General features: G+C 66.7%; 16 protein-coding genes. 8 read left to right on the top strand and 8 right to left on the bottom strand.

Annotation, left to right across the window (positions count from 1 at the left end; translation table 11 throughout):
* Positions 1-222: 222 nt before the first annotated feature.
* From ABZX86_RS07490 to ABZX86_RS07480, 3 genes are all read right to left on the bottom strand, one after another.
* Positions 223-417, bottom strand: coding sequence for a hypothetical protein (locus ABZX86_RS07490; protein WP_327145189.1), 195 nt, complete (start codon positions 415-417; stop codon positions 223-225).
* A 339-nt stretch (positions 418-756) separates the two neighbouring features.
* Positions 757-2,562, bottom strand: coding sequence for an acyl-CoA dehydrogenase (locus ABZX86_RS07485; protein ID WP_355121009.1), 1,806 nt, complete (start codon positions 2,560-2,562; stop codon positions 757-759).
* 124 nt (positions 2,563-2,686) lie between these two features.
* The gene (locus tag ABZX86_RS07480; RefSeq protein WP_355121007.1) at positions 2,687-3,721 is read right to left on the bottom strand and encodes an AraC family transcriptional regulator ligand-binding domain-containing protein; all 1,035 of its coding nucleotides are present in this window, start codon (positions 3,719-3,721) and stop codon (positions 2,687-2,689) included.
* A gap of 135 nt (positions 3,722-3,856) precedes the next feature.
* Between ABZX86_RS07480 and ABZX86_RS07475 the strand changes: the two genes are divergently transcribed.
* The 4 genes from ABZX86_RS07475 to ABZX86_RS07460 all read left to right on the top strand — a co-directional run bounded on the left by ABZX86_RS07475 (position 3,857) and on the right by ABZX86_RS07460 (position 7,506).
* Positions 3,857-5,197 carry an aldehyde dehydrogenase family protein gene (locus tag ABZX86_RS07475; protein ID WP_355121005.1) on the top strand — a complete coding sequence of 447 codons (1,341 nt, stop codon included), beginning with the start codon at positions 3,857-3,859 and terminating at the stop codon, positions 5,195-5,197.
* Positions 5,198-5,455: 258 nt separating this feature from the next.
* Positions 5,456-5,788 carry a DUF952 domain-containing protein gene (locus ABZX86_RS07470; protein WP_355121315.1) on the top strand — a complete coding sequence of 111 codons (333 nt, stop codon included), beginning with the start codon at positions 5,456-5,458 and terminating at the stop codon, positions 5,786-5,788.
* A gap of 43 nt (positions 5,789-5,831) precedes the next feature.
* A complete protein-coding gene (locus ABZX86_RS07465) occupies positions 5,832-6,314 on the top strand; it encodes a cation:proton antiporter regulatory subunit (RefSeq protein ID WP_355121003.1) in 483 nt (160 codons plus the stop codon).
* A gap of 4 nt (positions 6,315-6,318) precedes the next feature.
* Complete coding sequence (locus tag ABZX86_RS07460; RefSeq protein WP_355121001.1) at positions 6,319-7,506, top strand: cation:proton antiporter; 1,188 nt, start codon at positions 6,319-6,321, stop codon at positions 7,504-7,506.
* Here the strand turns inward: ABZX86_RS07460 and ABZX86_RS07455 are convergent.
* The gene (locus ABZX86_RS07455) at positions 7,405-8,310 is read right to left on the bottom strand and encodes a rhomboid-like protein (protein WP_355120999.1); all 906 of its coding nucleotides are present in this window, start codon (positions 8,308-8,310) and stop codon (positions 7,405-7,407) included. The genes ABZX86_RS07460 and ABZX86_RS07455 overlap by 102 nt on opposite strands.
* 155 nt (positions 8,311-8,465) lie before the next feature.
* On the opposite strand from ABZX86_RS07455, the gene ABZX86_RS07450 reads away from it, so the two are divergent.
* The 3 genes from ABZX86_RS07450 (at position 8,466) to ABZX86_RS07440 (ending at position 12,180) form a co-directional block, all read left to right on the top strand.
* Positions 8,466-9,872, top strand: coding sequence for an ethanolamine ammonia-lyase subunit EutB (locus tag ABZX86_RS07450; protein WP_355120997.1), 1,407 nt, complete (start codon positions 8,466-8,468; stop codon positions 9,870-9,872).
* Between the two features lie 23 nt (positions 9,873-9,895).
* The gene (eutC, locus tag ABZX86_RS07445) at positions 9,896-10,720 is read left to right on the top strand and encodes an ethanolamine ammonia-lyase subunit EutC (RefSeq protein ID WP_355121313.1); all 825 of its coding nucleotides are present in this window, start codon (positions 9,896-9,898) and stop codon (positions 10,718-10,720) included.
* 386 nt (positions 10,721-11,106) lie between these two features.
* Positions 11,107-12,180, top strand: a complete 1,074-nt coding sequence (locus tag ABZX86_RS07440) for a YdcF family protein (protein ID WP_355120995.1) — start codon at positions 11,107-11,109, stop codon at positions 12,178-12,180.
* Positions 12,181-12,189: 9 nt separating this feature from the next.
* Here the strand turns inward: ABZX86_RS07440 and ABZX86_RS07435 are convergent, their stop codons facing one another.
* Positions 12,190-13,782, bottom strand: coding sequence for a Na+/H+ antiporter (locus ABZX86_RS07435; RefSeq protein ID WP_355120993.1), 1,593 nt, complete (start codon positions 13,780-13,782; stop codon positions 12,190-12,192).
* Positions 13,783-13,858: 76 nt separating this feature from the next.
* Positions 13,859-14,869 carry an MHYT domain-containing protein gene (locus tag ABZX86_RS07430; protein WP_355120991.1) on the bottom strand — a complete coding sequence of 337 codons (1,011 nt, stop codon included), beginning with the start codon at positions 14,867-14,869 and terminating at the stop codon, positions 13,859-13,861.
* 240 nt (positions 14,870-15,109) lie between these two features.
* Here ABZX86_RS07430 and ABZX86_RS07425 point away from each other — a divergent pair, with 240 nt between their 5' ends.
* Positions 15,110-15,607: a carbonic anhydrase gene (locus tag ABZX86_RS07425; RefSeq protein ID WP_355120989.1), complete on the top strand. Its 498-nt coding sequence runs from the start codon at positions 15,110-15,112 to the stop codon at positions 15,605-15,607.
* Positions 15,608-15,682: 75 nt separating this feature from the next.
* Here ABZX86_RS07425 and ABZX86_RS07420 read toward each other — a convergent pair whose 3' ends face one another.
* Both ABZX86_RS07420 and ABZX86_RS07415 read right to left on the bottom strand, forming a co-directional pair.
* Positions 15,683-15,979 (bottom strand): hypothetical protein, encoded by a 297-nt coding sequence (locus tag ABZX86_RS07420; protein ID WP_355120987.1) that lies wholly within the window; start codon positions 15,977-15,979, stop codon positions 15,683-15,685.
* A 474-nt stretch (positions 15,980-16,453) separates the two neighbouring features.
* Positions 16,454-17,434, bottom strand: a complete 981-nt coding sequence (locus ABZX86_RS07415) for an acyl-CoA desaturase (protein ID WP_355120985.1) — start codon at positions 17,432-17,434, stop codon at positions 16,454-16,456.
* Between the last annotated feature and the right edge of the window lie 264 nt (positions 17,435-17,698).

Below are 17,698 nucleotides of genomic sequence, written 5' to 3'. Positions count from 1 at the left end.
GGCAGGTAGGTGGCGTGCGCGGTAGACAAGTGAGCTCCTCCGGGCGGGGTGGATTCATCCCGGGACACAACAAGACGGTTTTGCGCAAGTCGAGACCCGGAAACTGAACAACGGGCGACCCGTATGGGCCGCCCGCAGTTCATGGGGGTAATTCTGTTGGGAAGATTCAATTTTCGAGCGGACCCCCCGAGGTGGTGAACCATCCTCGAGGTGGAGGAGCTGTTACAGCGCCGGTGCCGACTCCGTGTTGATCACGGCTTCGAGCGCACGAAGACGATCCATGTGCTCATTGGCGTGATGCTGGCAGAAGAGCAACTCACCACCCGCGGGAAGAACTGCGCGCACGCGCGCCGCCGCCCCGCAACGGTCACAACGGTCGACCGCAGTCAGTGGGGTGCTAGTCAGGGTTCCTGGCATGACTCCTCCGTCCTGGCTCCGGAATGCTCGCACATCCTTTGCCTGGTGTGGGGGCTCGCGATCCACTTCGCGAGCCTCGCTACCGCTACTTCCCAGCAGTGGTTGATGACTACTCTGTCAGACGTTCGGGGAGCGGTCTTTGTTCCCGGGATGTTTCCCGTGTGTTTTGCCTAACACGACCTGCGATTTCGCTGAAAGCGAACAGGCCTTGGCTGGTACCCGCGAAACCCCTCGGGCCGACCCTCCGAACACCCTGATCAAGTTGTCTACCGGGAGACTACCCGCGGGCCCCGACACTCACACTCCGATTGCATAACCCTCCAGACACGCTTAGCAAGCTCATAGCCAAGCGGGGTTCAGATCGAGCGTGGTGCGGTCGCGGGAATCGAGGAGATCGAACATCGCAGTGGTGCGCGGCAATTCCCATCGGAAGAAGTATCGGGCGGCGGCGCGCTTGCCGAGTCCGAAGGTTTCACCACGCGCCGTATGGGGTGCGGCGGCGAGGGCTTGTTCGAGCCAGATCCAGGACAGCACCACATGCCCGAAGGCCTCGAGGTAGACGGCGGAGTTGGCGAGCGCCGACTCCGGATCGAGGTCGCGCCACAGTCCGGAGGTGGTGGCGGCGATCCGTCCGGCGGCGGCTTCCAGAGCGTCGGCGAATTCGGACAATTCAATATCTTCGCTCGCGCGTGCCGCGGCGATGGTGGCCGCCATGGTCGTCAGCAGTGCGGTGAGCGCCGCGCCGTTGTCCAGGGTCACCTGGCGGCCCAGCAGATCCAGGCTCTGAATGCCGTGTGTGCCCTCGTGAATCGGATTGAGGCGATTGTCGCGGTAGTGCTGTTCGACGTCGTAGTCGCGGGTGTAGCCCGCCCCGCCGTGCACCTGGATGGCGAGATCGTTGGCGGTCAGGCACCACTGGCTCGGCCAGCTCTTGGCGATGGGGGTGAGGATGCGCAGCAGGGTTCCGGCGGCGGCGCGGTCTGGCTCGGTGGCCGCGGTGCGCTGCTCGTCGACCAGCTTGCCGCAGTAGAACTGCAGTGCCAGAGCACCTTCCACATACGACTTCTGTGCGAGCAGCATGCGCCGCACATCCGGATGCTCGGCGATCGGCACCTGGGCGCCGCCGCGGGCGCCGAGCGGGCGGCCCTGCGGGCGGGTGCGGGCGTAGTCGAGGGACTTCAGATAGCCGGTGTAGCCCAGGGCGGTGGCGGCCAGGCCGACGCTGATGCGGGCCTCGTTCATCATCGTGAACATCTGCGGCAGACCGTGATTCAGCTCGCCGACCAGATAGCCGATCGCGCCGGGCTGATCACCGGGGGTGAAATTGCCGTCGCCGAATATCGGGGCGGTATTGACGGTGCCGCGCCAGCCCATCTTGTGATTGATTCCCGCGAGCACCACGTCATTGCGGACCGCCGGATTACCGTCTTCGCCGGGCAGGAATTTGGGCACCAGGAACAGTGAGATACCGCGGGTGCCCTCCGGCGCGCCGGGGACGCGGGCCAGTACCAGGTGGACGATATTCTCCGAAAGTTCGTGGTCCCCACCGGAAATCCACATCTTGCGGCCGAAGACGCGGTAGCTGCCGTCGTCCTGCGGGACCGCGCGGGTGGTGATGTCGGCGAGGCTGGATCCGGCGTGCGGCTCCGAGAGCGCCATGGTGCCGAGGTAGCGGCCCTCCAGCATGGGCCGGACGAAGCGGTCGATCTGCTCCGGACTGCCGTGTGTGGCAAGGAGATTGGCATTGCCGGTGGTGAGCATGGGATAGGCCGCGGTGCCGACATTGGCGGCATGGAACCAGGACATGCAGGCGGTGTAGACCACATGCGGCAGCTGCATGCCGCCGATGTCGTAATCCATTGCCGCGCCGATCATTCCGGCATCGGCGAAGGCCTGCACGGCCTTGCCGACGGCGGGAATGGTGTGCACCTGCTCGCCGTCGAACTCCGGTTCGTGCAGATCGCTCTCGCGATTGTGCGGGGCGAAGTAGGTGGTGGCCAGGTCCTGGCACAGGCGCAGCACCTGATCGAAGGTGTCGCGGGAGTGGTCGGTGAAGCGCTCCCGGCCGGTGAGCGACTCCACATCCAGCCAGTCGTAGAGCAGGAACTCGATATCGCGGGCGGACATGATCACGGACGGGTTCATGGTTCCTCGAACGGTCGGGTGGGGTGCGGGGGCGTACCCGACGGTCTACCAGATAACGCCCCTAGTACCCATGACCTCCGACCCGCCGTGCCCGCCACCCCGTGCCGCCGCGACGGCCGTTCAGCTAGGAGCGCACCGACGCGCGCCCCCGATGCAACCGCCCGAAATGTCCTGGTGACTGGCCTTTCCAGGTGCGGAACGCGGAGGCGAAGGCCGATACGCTGGAGTAGCCGAGCCGCTCGGCCGCCTGCTCGACGGTGAGCCCGGCAATGAGCAGTTCCTCCGCGAGCAGGCCGACCGTCTCGGTGCTGAGCTCGCGGAAGGTGGTGCCCTCCTCGGCGAGGCGGCGGCGCAGGGTGCGCACGCTGACATCGAGGTCCCCGGCGATCCGGGCCTGATCGGCCGAACCGCCGTGCCGGATGAGCAGCTGCCGGACCCGGCCGCTCAGACCGGTGCGGCTGTGCCGGCTCTCCATGAGATCCGCGCACTGCTGCTCGTAGAAGCGGGCGGTGGACATATTCGCCTGCGGCAGCGGGGTTTGCAGAGTGGTCGCCTGAAAGCTGATGCGGGACTGTGGCATCGAGAACGCGACCTCCTCCACGCCGAAAACGGCGCCGAACATCTCGTAGATCGGATGGGCTTCCACATCGAGCTCCACGCGCACGGCCGGAATTCGCATGGGGAGCAGGTCCTGCTGGATCGTGGCGATGGCCGCCAGATCGCGTTCCAGGGTGAAGCGGCGGATATCGGCCGGTAGCGCGGAATCGTCACGCACCACGCAGACTTCGGCGCCGCGCTCCTCGATGAAATGGTGCGCGGCGGTGAAGGAGAGATCGGCGTAGCGCAGCGCGATATCCATGGCCTGTTTCAGGTTGGAGCTGCTCATGAGGGCGAAGCCGAGCACACCCATGGTGGGCGGATGGCAGAGCAGGCCCGCCAGCAGCCCCAGACCGGGCTCGTCATGGATGCCGGCGACCACATTGCGGGTCACCGAAAACTCCTGGGCCAGCGTGATTTCGGTCGACGGGTCGCGCAGATCGATATCCCGGATGCCGCTCTCCTGCAGGGTGGACCGCATGGTCATGCCTCGGCCCAGGGCGAAGTCGGCCAGCAGGGCGGTGCTGGTGATGGACCGCAGTTGCGCCAACTCTTCCGTCACTCAGGCAGTCTCGCAAACTTTCGGCGTGTGCGGGCCGTTACCGGCCGGTAAGTTGCCTGGGTACGGCCCATATTCGTCGATTCCTGGCCCATTGCCAGCTGGTCGCTCGAAAACCTCAGCCATACGGTGAGTTTCATGCGCACAGCGCAAAACACATACTTCGCCGAAAGTCCCCGCCAGGTGCCGTCTTCAGGAAAGGTCGGCCCGCCGATGCTCATCGTGATCGCTCCCGCCGACGGACGGGTCATCGACACGGTCCCCGCCGATACGCCCGACCAGGTGCGTGATGCCGTCGAACGGCTGCGCGACAACAGTGTGCTGTGGCGGTCACTGGGTGTCGTCGGCCGCGTCCACTGGCTCAATATGCTCCGAAACTGGTTGCTGGACAACCACGATGGGCTGGTCCTGCTCTTGGGTCTGGAGACCGGCAAATCCGAGACCGAGGCCGAGACGGAGTTCGCGCTCACCATCGACGCCCTCGACCACTACCGCGCCAATGCCGCCGACTTCCTCGGCGGCAAACTGCCGCAGGCGCCCATGCGGCCGGGCGCGATCATGCAGCTGACCATCGCCCAGCAGGCGTCCGCGGTGGTCGGGGTGATCGGGCCGTGGACATATCCGTTGGCGCTGACCATGATCGACGCGCTGCCGGCGCTGGTGGCCGGGGCTGCGGTGATCGTCAAACCCTCCTCCCAGACCCCGCTCACCCTGCGGGCCGTCACCGCGGGCTGGGCAAGTCTCGGCGCCCCAGCGGTTTTCGAATCGGTCGCCGGGCACGATGCCGGTCCGGCGATCCTCGATCGTGTCGATTACATCCGCTTCACCGGGAGTATGGAGACCGGGAAGGTGGTCGCCCTGCGCGCGGCCGCCCGGCTGATTCCGTGCTGCCTGGATCTGGGCGGGAAGTCGGCGGCGGTGGTGCTCGCCGATGCGGATCTGGGCAAAACGGCCGCCAGTATTGCGCTGGGCGGCTTGGCAAATAGCGGGCAAAACCCGAACGGCATCGAGCGCGTCTATGTCGAAAACGCTGTCTACGACGCCTTTGTCGACAAACTGGTGGATGAGGCCGCCGCGTTCGGCCCGGCCCTCGGTGAGGAGACCGGCTTCGCCGTCATGACCTCCGCCAAACACATCGAGTTCGTCCGCGACCAGGTCCGCGACGCCCTCCTCAAGGGCGCCACCCTGCGCTGCGGCGGCGCCGCGGTCGGCCACAGCTTCGAACCCACCGTCCTGGCCGATGCCGACCCCACCATGTCCGTCCTCACCCAGCAGACCCTCGGCCCGATCCTGCCCGTGGTCCGGGTCGCCGACGCGGGCGAAGCCTTCGAACTGGCCCTGCGGACACCCGCCGGACCGTGCATCAGCGTCTGGACCGCCGACGCCGCCGTAGGTGCCCGCGCCATCGGCAGATTCGCCCCGGCCCGAGTCGGTGTCAACGACGTCTCGATCCACCTCGCTCATCCCGCGCCCTATTGATAGTGCGCTCTGCTGAACCCTTCGCCCTGCTGAACCTTGCGCTGTGTTGAACCCTTCGCCGTGCTGAACCTTGCGCTGTGTTGAACCCTTCGCCGTGCTGAACCTTGCGCTCTGCTGAACCCTTCGCCGTGCTGAATCTGCGCACTGCTGAATCCAGCGCACTGCTGAATCCAGCGCTGTGCTGAATCCAGCGGCCTGCTGAACTAGGTTGGCCGGGTGGGAACCGAAACGGAGTCGACGCCGAAAAGCCTGGTGCACATGTGCGCTCGCGAGGAGTGGGAGGCCGCGCGGGCGGTGGGGGAGTATCGGGCGCCCTCGCTGGCGGAGGTGGGGTTCATTCATCTGTCCGCGCCGTATCAGGCGCATCTGCCGGCCAATCGGATTTTCGCCGGGCGCACGGATCTGGTGCTGCTGTGGCTGGATCCGGAGCGGCTCGGCGCGCCGGTGAAGTGGGAGCCGGGGGTGCCGACCGATCCGGAGTCCATGACGTTCCCGCATCTGTACGGGCCGCTGCCGGTCGACGCGGTGGTCGAAGTGGCCTCCTACCTGCCGGGATCCGACGGTATTTTCGCCCCGCTCACCGCTAACTGAGCTGCTCCGCCGGTATCGGGGCAGTCTGTCCTAATCTGGACGGGTGAACGTCGATGTGACAGCCCTGCCCGGTATCGGTGTGCGGAAGGATTTCGAGGTCCGTGCCGGGCGCCGGATCGGGGTGGTGGCGCATAAGGACGGCTCCATCGATCTGATCGTGTCCCAGCGTGACGATCCGGATGCCTGCCTGGCGCAGGTGCCCCTGACCGCCGACGAGGCCGGGGTGCTGGCCAATCTGCTGGGCGCGCCGCAGCTGGTGGAGAAGCTCAAGGAGGATCACCGGGACCTACCGGGGATCACCACCCGGCAGCTGCCCATCGGCGGCAGTTCGCCCTACCGCAGCCGCATGCTGGGCGAGACCGGACTGCGCACCCGCACCAAGGCCTCCATTGTCGCGGTCATGCGCGCCGGGCAGCTGCACCCCTCACCCGGGCCGGATTTTGTTCTCGACTCCGGAGATCTGCTGGTAGTGGTCGGTACCCCGCACGGGCTGGACGCGGCCGCTCGCATCCTGGCCGACGGCTGAAGCGGTGGATTCGACCGGCCTAGCCCTGATCGAGCTCGGCGCGATCTTGTTCGCGCTCGGCATGATGGGCCGCTTCGCCGGCCGCTTCGGCATGTCCCCGATTCCGCTGTATCTGCTGGGCGGGCTCGCCTTCGGTGACGGCGGCATCTTCCAGATGAGGGCCGCCACCGAATTCGGCCACCTGGCCGGTGAGATCGGGGTGGTGCTGCTGCTCCTACTACTCGGATTGGAGTACACCCCAGCCGAATTGATGACCGGACTGCGCCGCGATTGGCTGGCCGGCTTCCTCGATATTGCCGCCAATGCCACACCCGGCGTGCTGGTGGCGCTGTTTCTCGGCTGGGGTCCGGTGGGGGCGGTGACCATGGGCGGCGTCACGTATATCTCGTCGTCGGGCATCGTGGCCAAAGTGCTGAATGATCTGGGCCGCCTGGGTAACCGCGAAACGCCGGTCATCCTGTCCATTCTGGTGTTCGAGGATCTGGCCATGGCGGTGTACCTGCCGATCCTCACCATGATGCTGGCGGGGCTGAGCTTCTTCAGCGGGCTGAAATCGCTGGCAATCGCATTGGTGGCCATCACGGTGGTGCTGGTGGTGGCGCTGCGCTACGGCCGCTACGTCTCGAAGATCGTGGACAGCAATGACAATGAGGTGTTCCTGCTCAAGCTGCTCGGCGCGGCGCTGCTGGTCGCCGGTGCGGCCTCGGCCCTGAATGTGTCGGCGGCGGTGGGTGCGTTCCTACTGGGCATCGCCATCTCCGGCAGCACGGCGCAGGAGGCGGCGAAACTACTGGAACCGCTGCGAGATCTGTTCGCGGCCATCTTCTTCGTGGCCTTCGGGCTCAATACCGATCCGCGCGCCATTCCGCCGGTCCTGGGCTGGGCGATCGCACTGGCATTGGTCACCGCGCTTACCAAGATCGGCACCGGCTGGTGGGCGGCCCGGCGGCAGGGCATTCGCCGGATGGGCCGGGCCCGCGCCGGCGCCGCGCTGGTGGCGCGCGGCGAGTTCTCCATCGTCATTGCCGGACTTGCGGTTTCGATGGGCGGGGTGAACCACCGGCTGGCCGCGCTGGCCTCGGCCTACGTGCTATTGATGGCCGTATTGGGCCCGATCGCCGCCCGCGTGGTCGAGCCGACCGTCCGGCTCCTGCAGCGCGACCGGGGCGGTCTCGACCCGGTCGGGAAGTAGTGTGACAGCGGCCTTCTCGGTGGCGCGGCGGGCCGAGGACTCCCGCCAGGCCAGCAGGCGGCGGGAGATCAGCACCGCGATCCCGCCGACCGCGAAGCCGATGATCAGCGCCGAGAAGTGGCCGTAATCGGTGAAGGTGCGGCCTTTCCAGACGCCGTAGCCGTACCAGAGCAGCAGCCCGGTCGCCCAGAGCAGTCGCGGATAGCCGCGCAGCCGGAAGGCCAGTACCGCCAGCATGGTCGAAATCCCGTAGCTGGGGCCGACATCCGAGGCGACCGTCACCCGGAACGGGATGAGATCCTTCTGCACGGCGTGCGAGATGCCCACGACGGTGATCAGGGTCGCGCCGATATGCCCGATGGCCACCACCAGAATCCAGCGCAGTGAACCCAGCCAGCGTTCCGCCAGTGCCATCAGCGTCAGCAGGATCATGATGTCCCCCCACGGGAAACCGCCGCCCTCGGTCCAGAACGCGGAGGCGAGCAGCACCTGGATCGGATCCCGCTGCATATTCTTGAGATTGGTGGAGGCGGACAGGATCAGTCGGCGGCCGACCAGATCGCTGGCGCCGCGCAGCGTCCACCAGGTGACGAAGAGGGTGAAGGCGTAGGCGATGCAGGCCGGGGTCACCGCCAGCAATCGCTGATAGGCGGTGACGGCACGCCGCAGCCGCTGCGGGCGGGCCCACCATGCGCTCAGGGCGTGCACCTCGTCGGTGATGCCGACGGTGTCGAGCCAGGGTGGCTGATAGGTGCGCAGAGTCATCTGATGCGGTCCGTTCTCCCGTGCGCTGCTGGTCGTCACCGTCCGAACCGACGCCCGCGGGGGTGTCGGTGCCATGGTATCCCGAGGTCAAGCGGGCCTGTGCCATGCGGCGGTGAGTCGAGAAGTTACGCGTAGTAATGCCCCGGGAAAGTCGCGGTTACACCCCAGCAACATGGGCTCCGGAGGATTGCGCCATGTACCACCAGCGAATCGGCGGCGCGACCTACAGTTTCGACGGGCTGGTCGAGCTCTTGGCCAAGGCGACTCCACGTCGCAGCGGTGACGAATTGGCCGGATGCGCGGCCGAATCCGATGCGGAACGCGCCGCCGCGCAGTGGGCGCTGGCCGAGGTGCCGCTGCGCACCTTCCTCGAGTATCCGGTGGTGCCGTACGAGACCGACGAGGTCACGCGGCTCATACTCGATACGCACGATCGGGTTGCCTTCCAAGCGATTTCGCATCTCACCGTGGGCGGGCTGCGGGACTGGCTGCTCGGGGTCGCCGCCACGGCGGAAGCGGGGCGCACGCTGGCCACGGTATCGCCCGGGCTCACACCGGAAATGGTGGCCGCGGTCAGCAAGCTCATGCGTAATCAGGATCTGATCGCGGTCGCCAAGGCCGTCGAGGTGCGTGCCGGGTTCCGCACCACGGTCGGGCTGCCCGGAACCCTGGCCACCCGATTGCAGCCCAATCACCCTACCGATGATCCGCGCGGTATTGCGGCGGCCGTGCTGGATGGATTGCTGTTGGGTTGCGGTGATGCGGTAATCGGGATCAATCCGGCTACCGATTCCCCGCGGGCCACCGCCGATCTGCTGCACCTGCTCGACGAGGTGCGGCAGCGGTTCGATATTCCCACGCAGTCGTGTGTGCTCTCGCATGTCACCACCACCATGGGGCTCATCGAGGCGGGCGCGCCCGTGGATCTCGTGTTCCAGTCCATTGCGGGGACCGAGGGTGCGAATTCCGGCTTCGGCGTGAATATTTCGCTGCTGCGGGAGGCCAATGAGGCCGGGCGGTCGCTGCGGCGCGGCACCGTCGGCGACAATGTCATGTACCTGGAAACCGGTCAGGGCTCGGCACTTTCGGCGGGTGCGCACCTGGGCACCGGCGGACGGCCCGTCGATCAGCAGACCCTGGAGACCCGCGCCTACGCCGTGGCGCGGGAGCTGGATCCGCTGCTCGTCAATACCGTGGTCGGATTCATCGGGCCCGAATACCTCTACGACGGTAAGCAGATCATCCGGGCCGGGCTCGAGGATCACTGCTGCGGCAAACTGCTCGGGCTGCCCATGGGTGTGGACGTCTGCTACACCAACCACGCCGAGGCCGACCAGGACGATATGGATAATCTGCTCACGCTGCTGGGTGCGGCGGGCTGCGCCTTCGTCATCGCCGTTCCGGGCGCGGACGATGTCATGCTCGGCTATCAGAGCCTGGCCTACCACGACGCCCTCTACGCCCGAAAAGTATTGGGCCTGCGGCCCGCTCCCGAATTCGCCGCCTGGCTCGAACGCCTCGGCATGATGGGAACCGACGGCCGCGTCCTGCCGGTCCCGCCCCTCTCCTCACCCCTGCGCGGACTGGCGAGCGCCTCGTGAACGAATCCCTGCGTCCCTCAGGCATCGAAGACATTGCGGCCCGGGCCTTCTGGGCCGACCTCCGGCGCACCACCCAGGCGCGCATCGGACTGGGCCGCACCGGCGACGCCCTACCCACCGCCGACGTCCTGGAACTCCGCGCCGCCCACGCCGCCGCCCGCGACGCCGTACACAACCCACTCGACGTGAATGCCCTTGCCGCCCAAGTGAATGCCCTCGGCCTGGGCGAAGCGGTCCACATCCGCAGCCGCGCAACCGACCGCTCCGAATACCTCCGCCGCCCAGACCTGGGCCGACTGCCGTCCGATACAGCGACCGCGCCCGATACGGATACCACGCCCCGCGAAGGACTTTCGGCAGTGCAGTACACCGGCGCGGATATCGGCATCGTCCTCGCCGACGGCCTCTCGCCCCGCGCCCTCACCGACCACGGCGTACCCATGCTCGCCGCCCTCGCCGAAATCCTCGGCGACCGCTACACCCTCGCCCCGCCGGTCATCGCCACCCAAGCCCGCGTGGCGCTGGGCGACCATATCGGCCAAGCTCTAGGCGTAGGCACCCTCCTGGTCCTCATCGGCGAACGCCCGGGCCTGTCCGTCGCCGACAGCCTCGGCATCTACCTCACCCACCTCCCATGCCCCGGCCGTGCCGACTCCGAACGCAATTGCATCTCCAACATCCACCCACCCGAAGGCCTCGGCTACATCCGCGCCGCCCAGGTCGCCTCCGGCCTCGTCGAAGGCGCTCGCCGCTTGGGCCGTTCCGGCGTCGACCTCAAGGACACTTCCGCCGACCCCACACTGACCGGCAGCGCGGCTCTGATCTTGGAAGCGACTGATCCGGCGTAGCCCGCCGAGGACTGCGGCGTGGTTTCGGTCGTCGCGGAGTAGACCGAATCAGCACTCAGCTCAGCACCTTCAAGGCGGCTCTGCTGAGTGGTCTGCGCCGCATATCCGGGCGCTGTGCGCTGATTCTGAGTGGCGGAAGCAACAGAGCGGGAAGGGGAGCGACGCCCAGCGTCGATCACTGACACCCGCGACCGGCAACCTCGTCGAGCGTTGCACCGGTTCCGCGCCCGCCGGGGGTGATCGCCGATGCCGGTGTTGACAGTTCCTGCACCGCGCGGGGGAGGGGCGACCTCCGGCGTGCCCGGCGCAACTATTCTGCACACTGCGCATAGCGTGACGGCTGCGACCGAGGCACAGCCGGTGCCGCGCGCCGAGGGGAGGCTGCCGTGAGATCACCGATCGTGCTGGCGCTGCTATTGGCCGGCGCTGTACTGCTGGCGGCGCTCGGGGCGTTCCGGATCATCAAGGATCCGCGGCGTGTCTCAACCGGATTCGTTCTGCTGGCGGCGATCGCATTGCTCGCGCTGTGGGCACTGCTGGCGGTGCACGACTGGGACCCCACGCTGGCCCTGGAAATCGCCCTGGCGCATGTCATTCTGCTGCCACCGCTGTCGCTGCTGGCGGCGGGCATCGGATTGGTCGCCAACGGTGTGGTGCTGACTCGGCGCGAGGGGCTGCGCATTGCCACCGCCGTCGCGCCCGTCGCCGGTATCGGGCTGCTGGTGCTGCCGCTGCTGGCATATCGGATCATGGATCCCGGCCCCGAGACCTCGATCTGGCAGGAGGCGGTGGTCGTCGCGTTCCTGCTGCTCGGAATGCTCCTGCTGGTGCAGTTGCTGGCATTCACCGGCTACGCGGTGTTGTACGCACGACTTCCGCGGCAATCCGGCACCGATGCGGTGGTCGTGCTGGGCTGTGGACTGGCCGGCGGGCGCGTCACTCCGCTGCTGGCCTCACGGCTGGACCGGGCGATCGAGGTGTATCGCGACGAGGTGGCGGCGGGTGCGGATCCGCTGCTGGTGACCTCGGGTGGACAGGGTCCCGGCGAGACGGTCGCGGAAGCGGATGCCATGGCCGATTACCTCGAGGCCGCCGGACTGCCCGCCGCACGCATCGTCCGGGAGAATCGATCCCGCAATACCCGGGAGAACCTGCGTTTCACCGCGGCTCTGCTCCGCGAGCGCGGTTGTGCGCCGGAGGATGTACGAATGACGGTGGTAACCAGTGATTTTCACGTCATGCGCACCGCCGCGCTGACCCGCCGGCTCGATCTGGACGCCCAGGTCACGGGCGCCCGGACCGCACGCTACTTCGTGCCCGCGGCCTTCCTGCGCGAGTTCATCGCCATGCTGTCCACGCATCGGCGGGCCAATCTGGTAGTCGCGGGCGTGCTCGTCGCGCTGATAACCGCGGCGACCGTCTATTCGTATCTGCCTGTCGGGCTTGATGTTCCGGATTGACGCCGCGAGCTACGGCCGACCGGCCTTCGTGCGCAGATCCAGGCGGCGCATCACCCGATCCACCACATCCGGTGCGATACCGGGCTCCCGGCGAGCCGCCAGCGCCTCGGTGCGACCGGCCTCCAGCACCTCATCGCTGATGGCGCGTATCTGCTTGGTGAAGGCGACGGTGCGGTCGGTGGCGATGCGCGCATTGCTGTCCGCCGCTTCGGGATCGGCCTGCGCCAGGCGGCGTTCGAAGCCGTCCCGCAGACGCTCGTAGATCTCCTCGGGCAATCGCTCGGTGGTCGAAATCTCTTTGAGCCGAGCGAGTTCCGCCTGCAGGACCCGGGTCCACAACTGCCGCTCCATCTCCCGTTCGCGCCCGGTGTCCGCGTGCACACCCGTCGCGCGCACCACCGCCGGAAGCGTCGTGCCTTGCAGCAGCAGCGTGAAAAGCACGACGGCGAAAGCGGTGAACAGGATTTCGGAGCGGCCCGGGAACGGCGCACCGGAATCGGTGGTGAGCGGGACGGCCAGCGCCAGCGCCACCGTGGCCACCCCGCGCATACCCGCCCACCACGTCACAATGGTTTCCCGCCAGGTGTAGGGCTCATCGGCATCGTGTGTGCGCCAACGGTTCCGGAACAGGGCGGTGGTGCACAGCAGCCAGATCAGCCGCAGCCCCACCACCACGCCGATCACCGCGGCCGCACCGCCGAGGAAGCGCGGCCAGTCCGGTCCCGCATCTCGGAGCACCGTGCTGAGTTCCAGGCCGATGAGTCCGAAAGCGAAACCGGTGACCAGCATCTCGGTGATCTCCCAGAAGGAGTCACCGACCAGCCGATAGTCGCTGTCGCTGAAATCCGTTGCCGCATCGGTGAGATACAGCGAGCACACCAGCACGGCCAGCACCGCGGAGCCGCCGCGTGCTTCGGCGAGCGCATAGGCCGCGAACGGCAGCAGCAGGCCGAGCGCCACCTGCCAGGGCGCCTCACCGAGCCGCCGCATGAGCTTGCTGCCGAGCCAGCCGAGCAGCAGGCCGACCAGCACACCCACCACCGCGGAGATCACGAAATCCCCGGCCGCGTGCCAGGCCGAGAACTTTCCGGTGACCACCGCCTGGATCGCCGCCGCGTAGATGACGATGGCGGTCACATCGTTGAACAGGCCCTCACCCTCGAGCACCGCCACCAGGCGGCGGGGCAGCCCGAGCTTGCCCGCCAGCGCCGATACCGCGACCGGATCGGGAGGGGCGACCAGAGCGCCGAGTGCCAGAGCCGCGCCGATCGGGACGGCCGGATACCAGGCGCGGAAGACCAGGGCCACGGCCACGGCCGTCACGGCGACCAGGACCACCGCCCGCAGGCTGATGGCGCCCCAGTTTTCGGAGAAGGCCCGCCAGGAGGTGCGCCGGGCCGCGGCGTACAGCAGCGGCGGCAACACCAGCGGCAGGATCAGCTCCGGTTCGATGCGGATATCCGGGACCTGCGGAATCAGCGCCAGAACCAGGCCGAAGACGGTCATGAGCACCGCGGGCGCCTGACCCAGCCGCCGGCCGAGCGGCTGCGCGATGATGGTCGCGAGCAGGACGACGAAGATCAACTCGAATTGGTGGTGCACGCCCGTCAGTTTGCTGCCGATATGCCCGAAAGTCGACCAACCGGTCCGTGTTCTCAGTAGTTACGCTGCGAGACTCTCAGGAAGGCGAAGGTCCGGCCGGTGGCATTCCGAGACCGCCCTGCGGGTAGGCGCCGGGCCGTTCGGGGGCGTACAGCGGCGGCTGGCTCGGGTAGTACGGCTCGGGCTGCTGATGCGGGGTCGGATACTGCGGCACCTGCCGGTAATCCTGCTTGACCGCACCGAAACCGCTCGACGCGGACCGTGCGCCCGGGGCCATCGAATTGTCCGTGCGGGCAATGGAACTCGACCGAAGCGACCAGGGGTCGTGCTGCGCCGGTTCCGGCCGCGCCGGTTCGGCAACGCGACTGGCCTCGTCCACCTCGGTCAGCCCGACGTGAATGACCAATATCAAGGTCACCATTGTCACGCTGACCATCAGCGGGGCGAGCAACTGGAACGGGATCACACCCGAAGGCGGGGTCGGATTGTCCATTTGATGCGCGCTCATCGACGCCATGCCGGTGTAATGCATGCCGCAGACCGCGACACCCATGATCAGCGCGGCGCCGACGGTGGCGAGAATCCTGTTGATATTCAAGGTGAACCACAGCGCCACGATCGACGCCACCACGCCGATCACCACCGACAAGGCGACCAGCCCGGGGCTGTAGTCGATCGCCGCGTCCGAGTTCATGGCGTACATGCCCGCGTAGTGCATGGCACTCACGCCCAGCCCGGTCACCGTGCCGCCGGCGAGTAGTTCCCAGCCACCCCACCGTGTGGAGGCCACGATCCACAGCCCCGCCCACACCACCGCAATGGCGATCGCCGCGCTGAGTAGTGTGATCGGCACGTTGTAGCGAATATTCGCTCCGTGGATCGAGAACCCCAGCATGGCGACGAAATGCATCACCCATACGCCGGTGCCGCCGATGGCGACCGCGGCGGCGATCAGCCACCCCCGGCGGCCTTCTCCGGATCGCGCGCGAACAGTGCATCGCAACCCGAGCAGGCAACCGATGACGGACATGATGTAGGCCACTACGGGGGTAACCCACCCGTAAGTGAAGTGGTGAATTTCCAGCACTCGAACTCCATTGCCAGAACAGGGGTTTCGCGGATCGCGTTTGCGAGCGAAGAGTACCGGTCACCTGCCCGATTGGGAAATTGAAACATCATGGTTTCTGAAAGTTAGCTGGCTGAGATTGCAGACGTCGGCAACCGTTTGAATCTCCCTGAGCCGGACCGGTTTCTTTGCCCCCGGAAATGCCTACCGTGAGTCGCGGCACATATAGGGATTGACGCATACCGAGCGCAAGGGGCCACTATGACCGCCACCGAGCAGTACCTGCAGAACAATTCGACCTATGCCGGCACCTTCACCGGCCCGCTGCCGCTGCCGCCGTCGCAGGGTGTCGCCGTCGTCGCGTGCATGGATGCGCGAATCAACGTCTACGCGGTGCTCGGCCTGGGGGATGGTGAAGCGCATGTGATCCGCAATGCGGGCGGCGTCATCACCGCCGACGAGATCCGTTCCCTCGCGATCAGCCAGCGCCTGCTCGGCACCCGCGAGATCATCCTCATCCACCACACCGACTGCGGCATGCTGACTTTCACCGACGACGACTTCAAAGCCGCCATCCAGCAAGACACCGGTATCAAACCGGAATGGGCTGCGGAGTCCTTCACCGACCTGGAAACCGATGTCCGCCAATCCATCTCACGCATCATCGCCAGCCCGTACATCCCGCACAAGGACAATATCCGCGGCTTCGTCTTCGACGTCGCGACCGGCAAACTGAACGAAGTAGTAGCGGGCGACTGACTCACCACCGTCGTCTGAAAGCGTGAAACAGGGCCGCCGCGCGATGCGCAGGCGGCCCATATGTTGCCCAGCCGGCTACTCGGCCTGCCAATCCCTGCTGAACAGCGACAGCTGCGACGGATCGCTCTCGCCCTCGCCGTAGAGGCTCCGCAGGCAGCGCACGCATGTGACATCCGCGCGAGTCGGCTGCAACGCATTGGGAGACCACCCCGCAACCCCGGTGTGACACAACAGCTCCGGCACTTCCTCGGTGCCGACCCACTGTCCGAGCCCGACGGCATGCACGGTCCGCCCGTTCCTGACGATGGCGTGCACACCGGGGTCGCCGAATTTCGCCCGTGCGAACGCGGCCAGGGGAGCGATATCGGTCATGCTCCGGACAATACGGTTCGACTACGACACTGCGGGCTCGCCGCGTCGAAGCAGGGACAATCTGCCTCACCTTCACTCTCCTTGGGAAGTCGCGTCCTCGCCTACCCCTGACCCCGGAAAAGGGGCCCCTGGGAGTCGGGGCTGCCCACCCGCACAACCGCAAACTACTGTCCCGGTCCTAGTCCAAATTGCGAAAGGTTCAAAGCCATGTACCTGATCTCGATGGCATTAGGAATGTTCGGCCCCCTGCTGGTCCCCACCGGAAGCTCGGACTGCTGGATGGACAGCACCGCCCCCGCCTGCTGGCCGCACTGACCAACCGAGTCGCACTGCGCGGCATCGCCGAGTGGGCTCTGGCGGTGGGCCTTCACGGCGTGTCGCCACCACCAGAGCCCACTCGCGGCTGATTCGCTCTGGGGGAGAGCGGAATTGGTGGCGAGTGAGCGTCGGGACGTCGTGATACTCGGCTTGCGTTCAGTGATTGTGTTGTGGCACTTCGGAATCCGGGTGGCGATCGGGGGTGCGGAGGGGAGCGCCGACGTGGTGCAGGTGGGTCAGTGCTTCGCGGTAGGAGGAGATCAGGCCTGTTTGGTGGTACGGCACATCGATTTCGGTGCAGTAGTCGCGGACGATCGGCCGGGCGCGACGGAGGTTCGGGGTCGGCATGCTCGGGAACAGGTGGTGTTCGATCTGATAATTGAGGCCGCCGAGGGCTAGGTCGGTTAATACGCCGCCACGGACGTTGCGCGAAGTCAGGACCTGGCGACGGAGGTAGTCGGGGCGGTCGTCGCCGGTCAGGGTCGGCATGCCCTTGTGGTTCGGGGCGAAGAGGCAGCCCATGTAAAGGCCGAAGAGGCCCTGATGGACGGCCAGAAACGCAAAGGCTTTGTCGGCGGGCAGAACTGCGAACAGCGCGGTCAGGTAGACGGCGAAGTGGGCGAACAGCAGCGCGCCTTCCCACCAGCGGTGTTTGACCGACCGATTTCCGAGCGCACGCACGCCGGCCACATGGAGGTTCAGGCCCTCCAGCAATAGCAGGGGAAAGAACAGGAACGCCTGCGCCCGCCCGATGAGCCGGGCCAGACCCCGGCTGGACCGTGCCTGCCGTTGCGACCAGACCAGAATGTCGGGCGCGACATCGGGATCGAGCTCCTCGTGGTTCGGGTTGGCGTGATGCCGGGTGTGCTTGTCCTGCCACCAGCCGTAGCCAAGACCGATGCCGGCATTGCCGACGAATCGTCCGACGAGTTCCGTCGGCCGCCGGAGCCGGAAGACCTGGCGGTGCGCGACATCATGCATGACGAGTGCGACCTGAGCGAACGTCACCGCCATGAACCCCGCGACCAGTAGCGTCCACCACGAATCGCCGATCAGGACAAAAGCGGTCCAGCCCGCCACGAACGCGACCCCGACGAGACTCAGCCGGATCGCGTAATAGACGGGACGTCGCTCCATCAGCCCCGCATCGGAGATCCGACGCAGCAAACGGGCGTAATCACCATCAGCGCCGCGCCGCGGCGACCGTGGAGAGGACTCGGGGACCAACGCAGGTGTCGACATAGATCTTCCTGAGAGCTGAGCCCGAGACGCCACCTCCGTCCGTCGACGATGCCGGCCGGTCGATGCCGGAGCAGGGCGCCGATTTCGATACCCCGAAGCTATCGCCCAAATTCTCGTCGCCTGTAACCCCTTGGTATGACACGGAATAGGACTCCAGTG

Origin of the sequence: Nocardia sp. NPDC006630, from assembly GCF_040611495.1 — a bacterium.
Lineage (GTDB): Bacteria > Actinomycetota > Actinomycetes > Mycobacteriales > Mycobacteriaceae > Nocardia.
This window is presented reverse-complemented; position numbering and strand designations above follow the sequence as displayed.

Bases quoted from the DNA above. Each gene is read 5' to 3' on its own strand.
- ABZX86_RS07485 (WP_355121009.1), bottom strand. From the start codon at position 2,562: ATGAACCCGTCCGTGATCATGTCCGCCCGCGATATCGAGTTCCTGCTC.
- ABZX86_RS07475 (WP_355121005.1), top strand. From the start codon at position 3,857: ATGCGCACAGCGCAAAACACATACTTCGCCGAAAGTCCCCGCCAGGTG.
- ABZX86_RS07420 (WP_355120987.1), bottom strand. From the start codon at position 15,979: ATGACCGATATCGCTCCCCTGGCCGCGTTCGCACGGGCGAAATTCGGC.
- ABZX86_RS07470 (WP_355121315.1), top strand. From the start codon at position 5,456: ATGTGCGCTCGCGAGGAGTGGGAGGCCGCGCGGGCGGTGGGGGAGTAT.
- ABZX86_RS07490 (WP_327145189.1), bottom strand. From the start codon at position 417: ATGCCAGGAACCCTGACTAGCACCCCACTGACTGCGGTCGACCGTTGT.
- ABZX86_RS07425 (WP_355120989.1), top strand. From the start codon at position 15,110: ATGACCGCCACCGAGCAGTACCTGCAGAACAATTCGACCTATGCCGGC.
- ABZX86_RS07450 (WP_355120997.1), top strand. From the start codon at position 8,466: ATGTACCACCAGCGAATCGGCGGCGCGACCTACAGTTTCGACGGGCTG.
- ABZX86_RS07415 (WP_355120985.1), bottom strand. From the start codon at position 17,434: ATGGAGCGACGTCCCGTCTATTACGCGATCCGGCTGAGTCTCGTCGGG.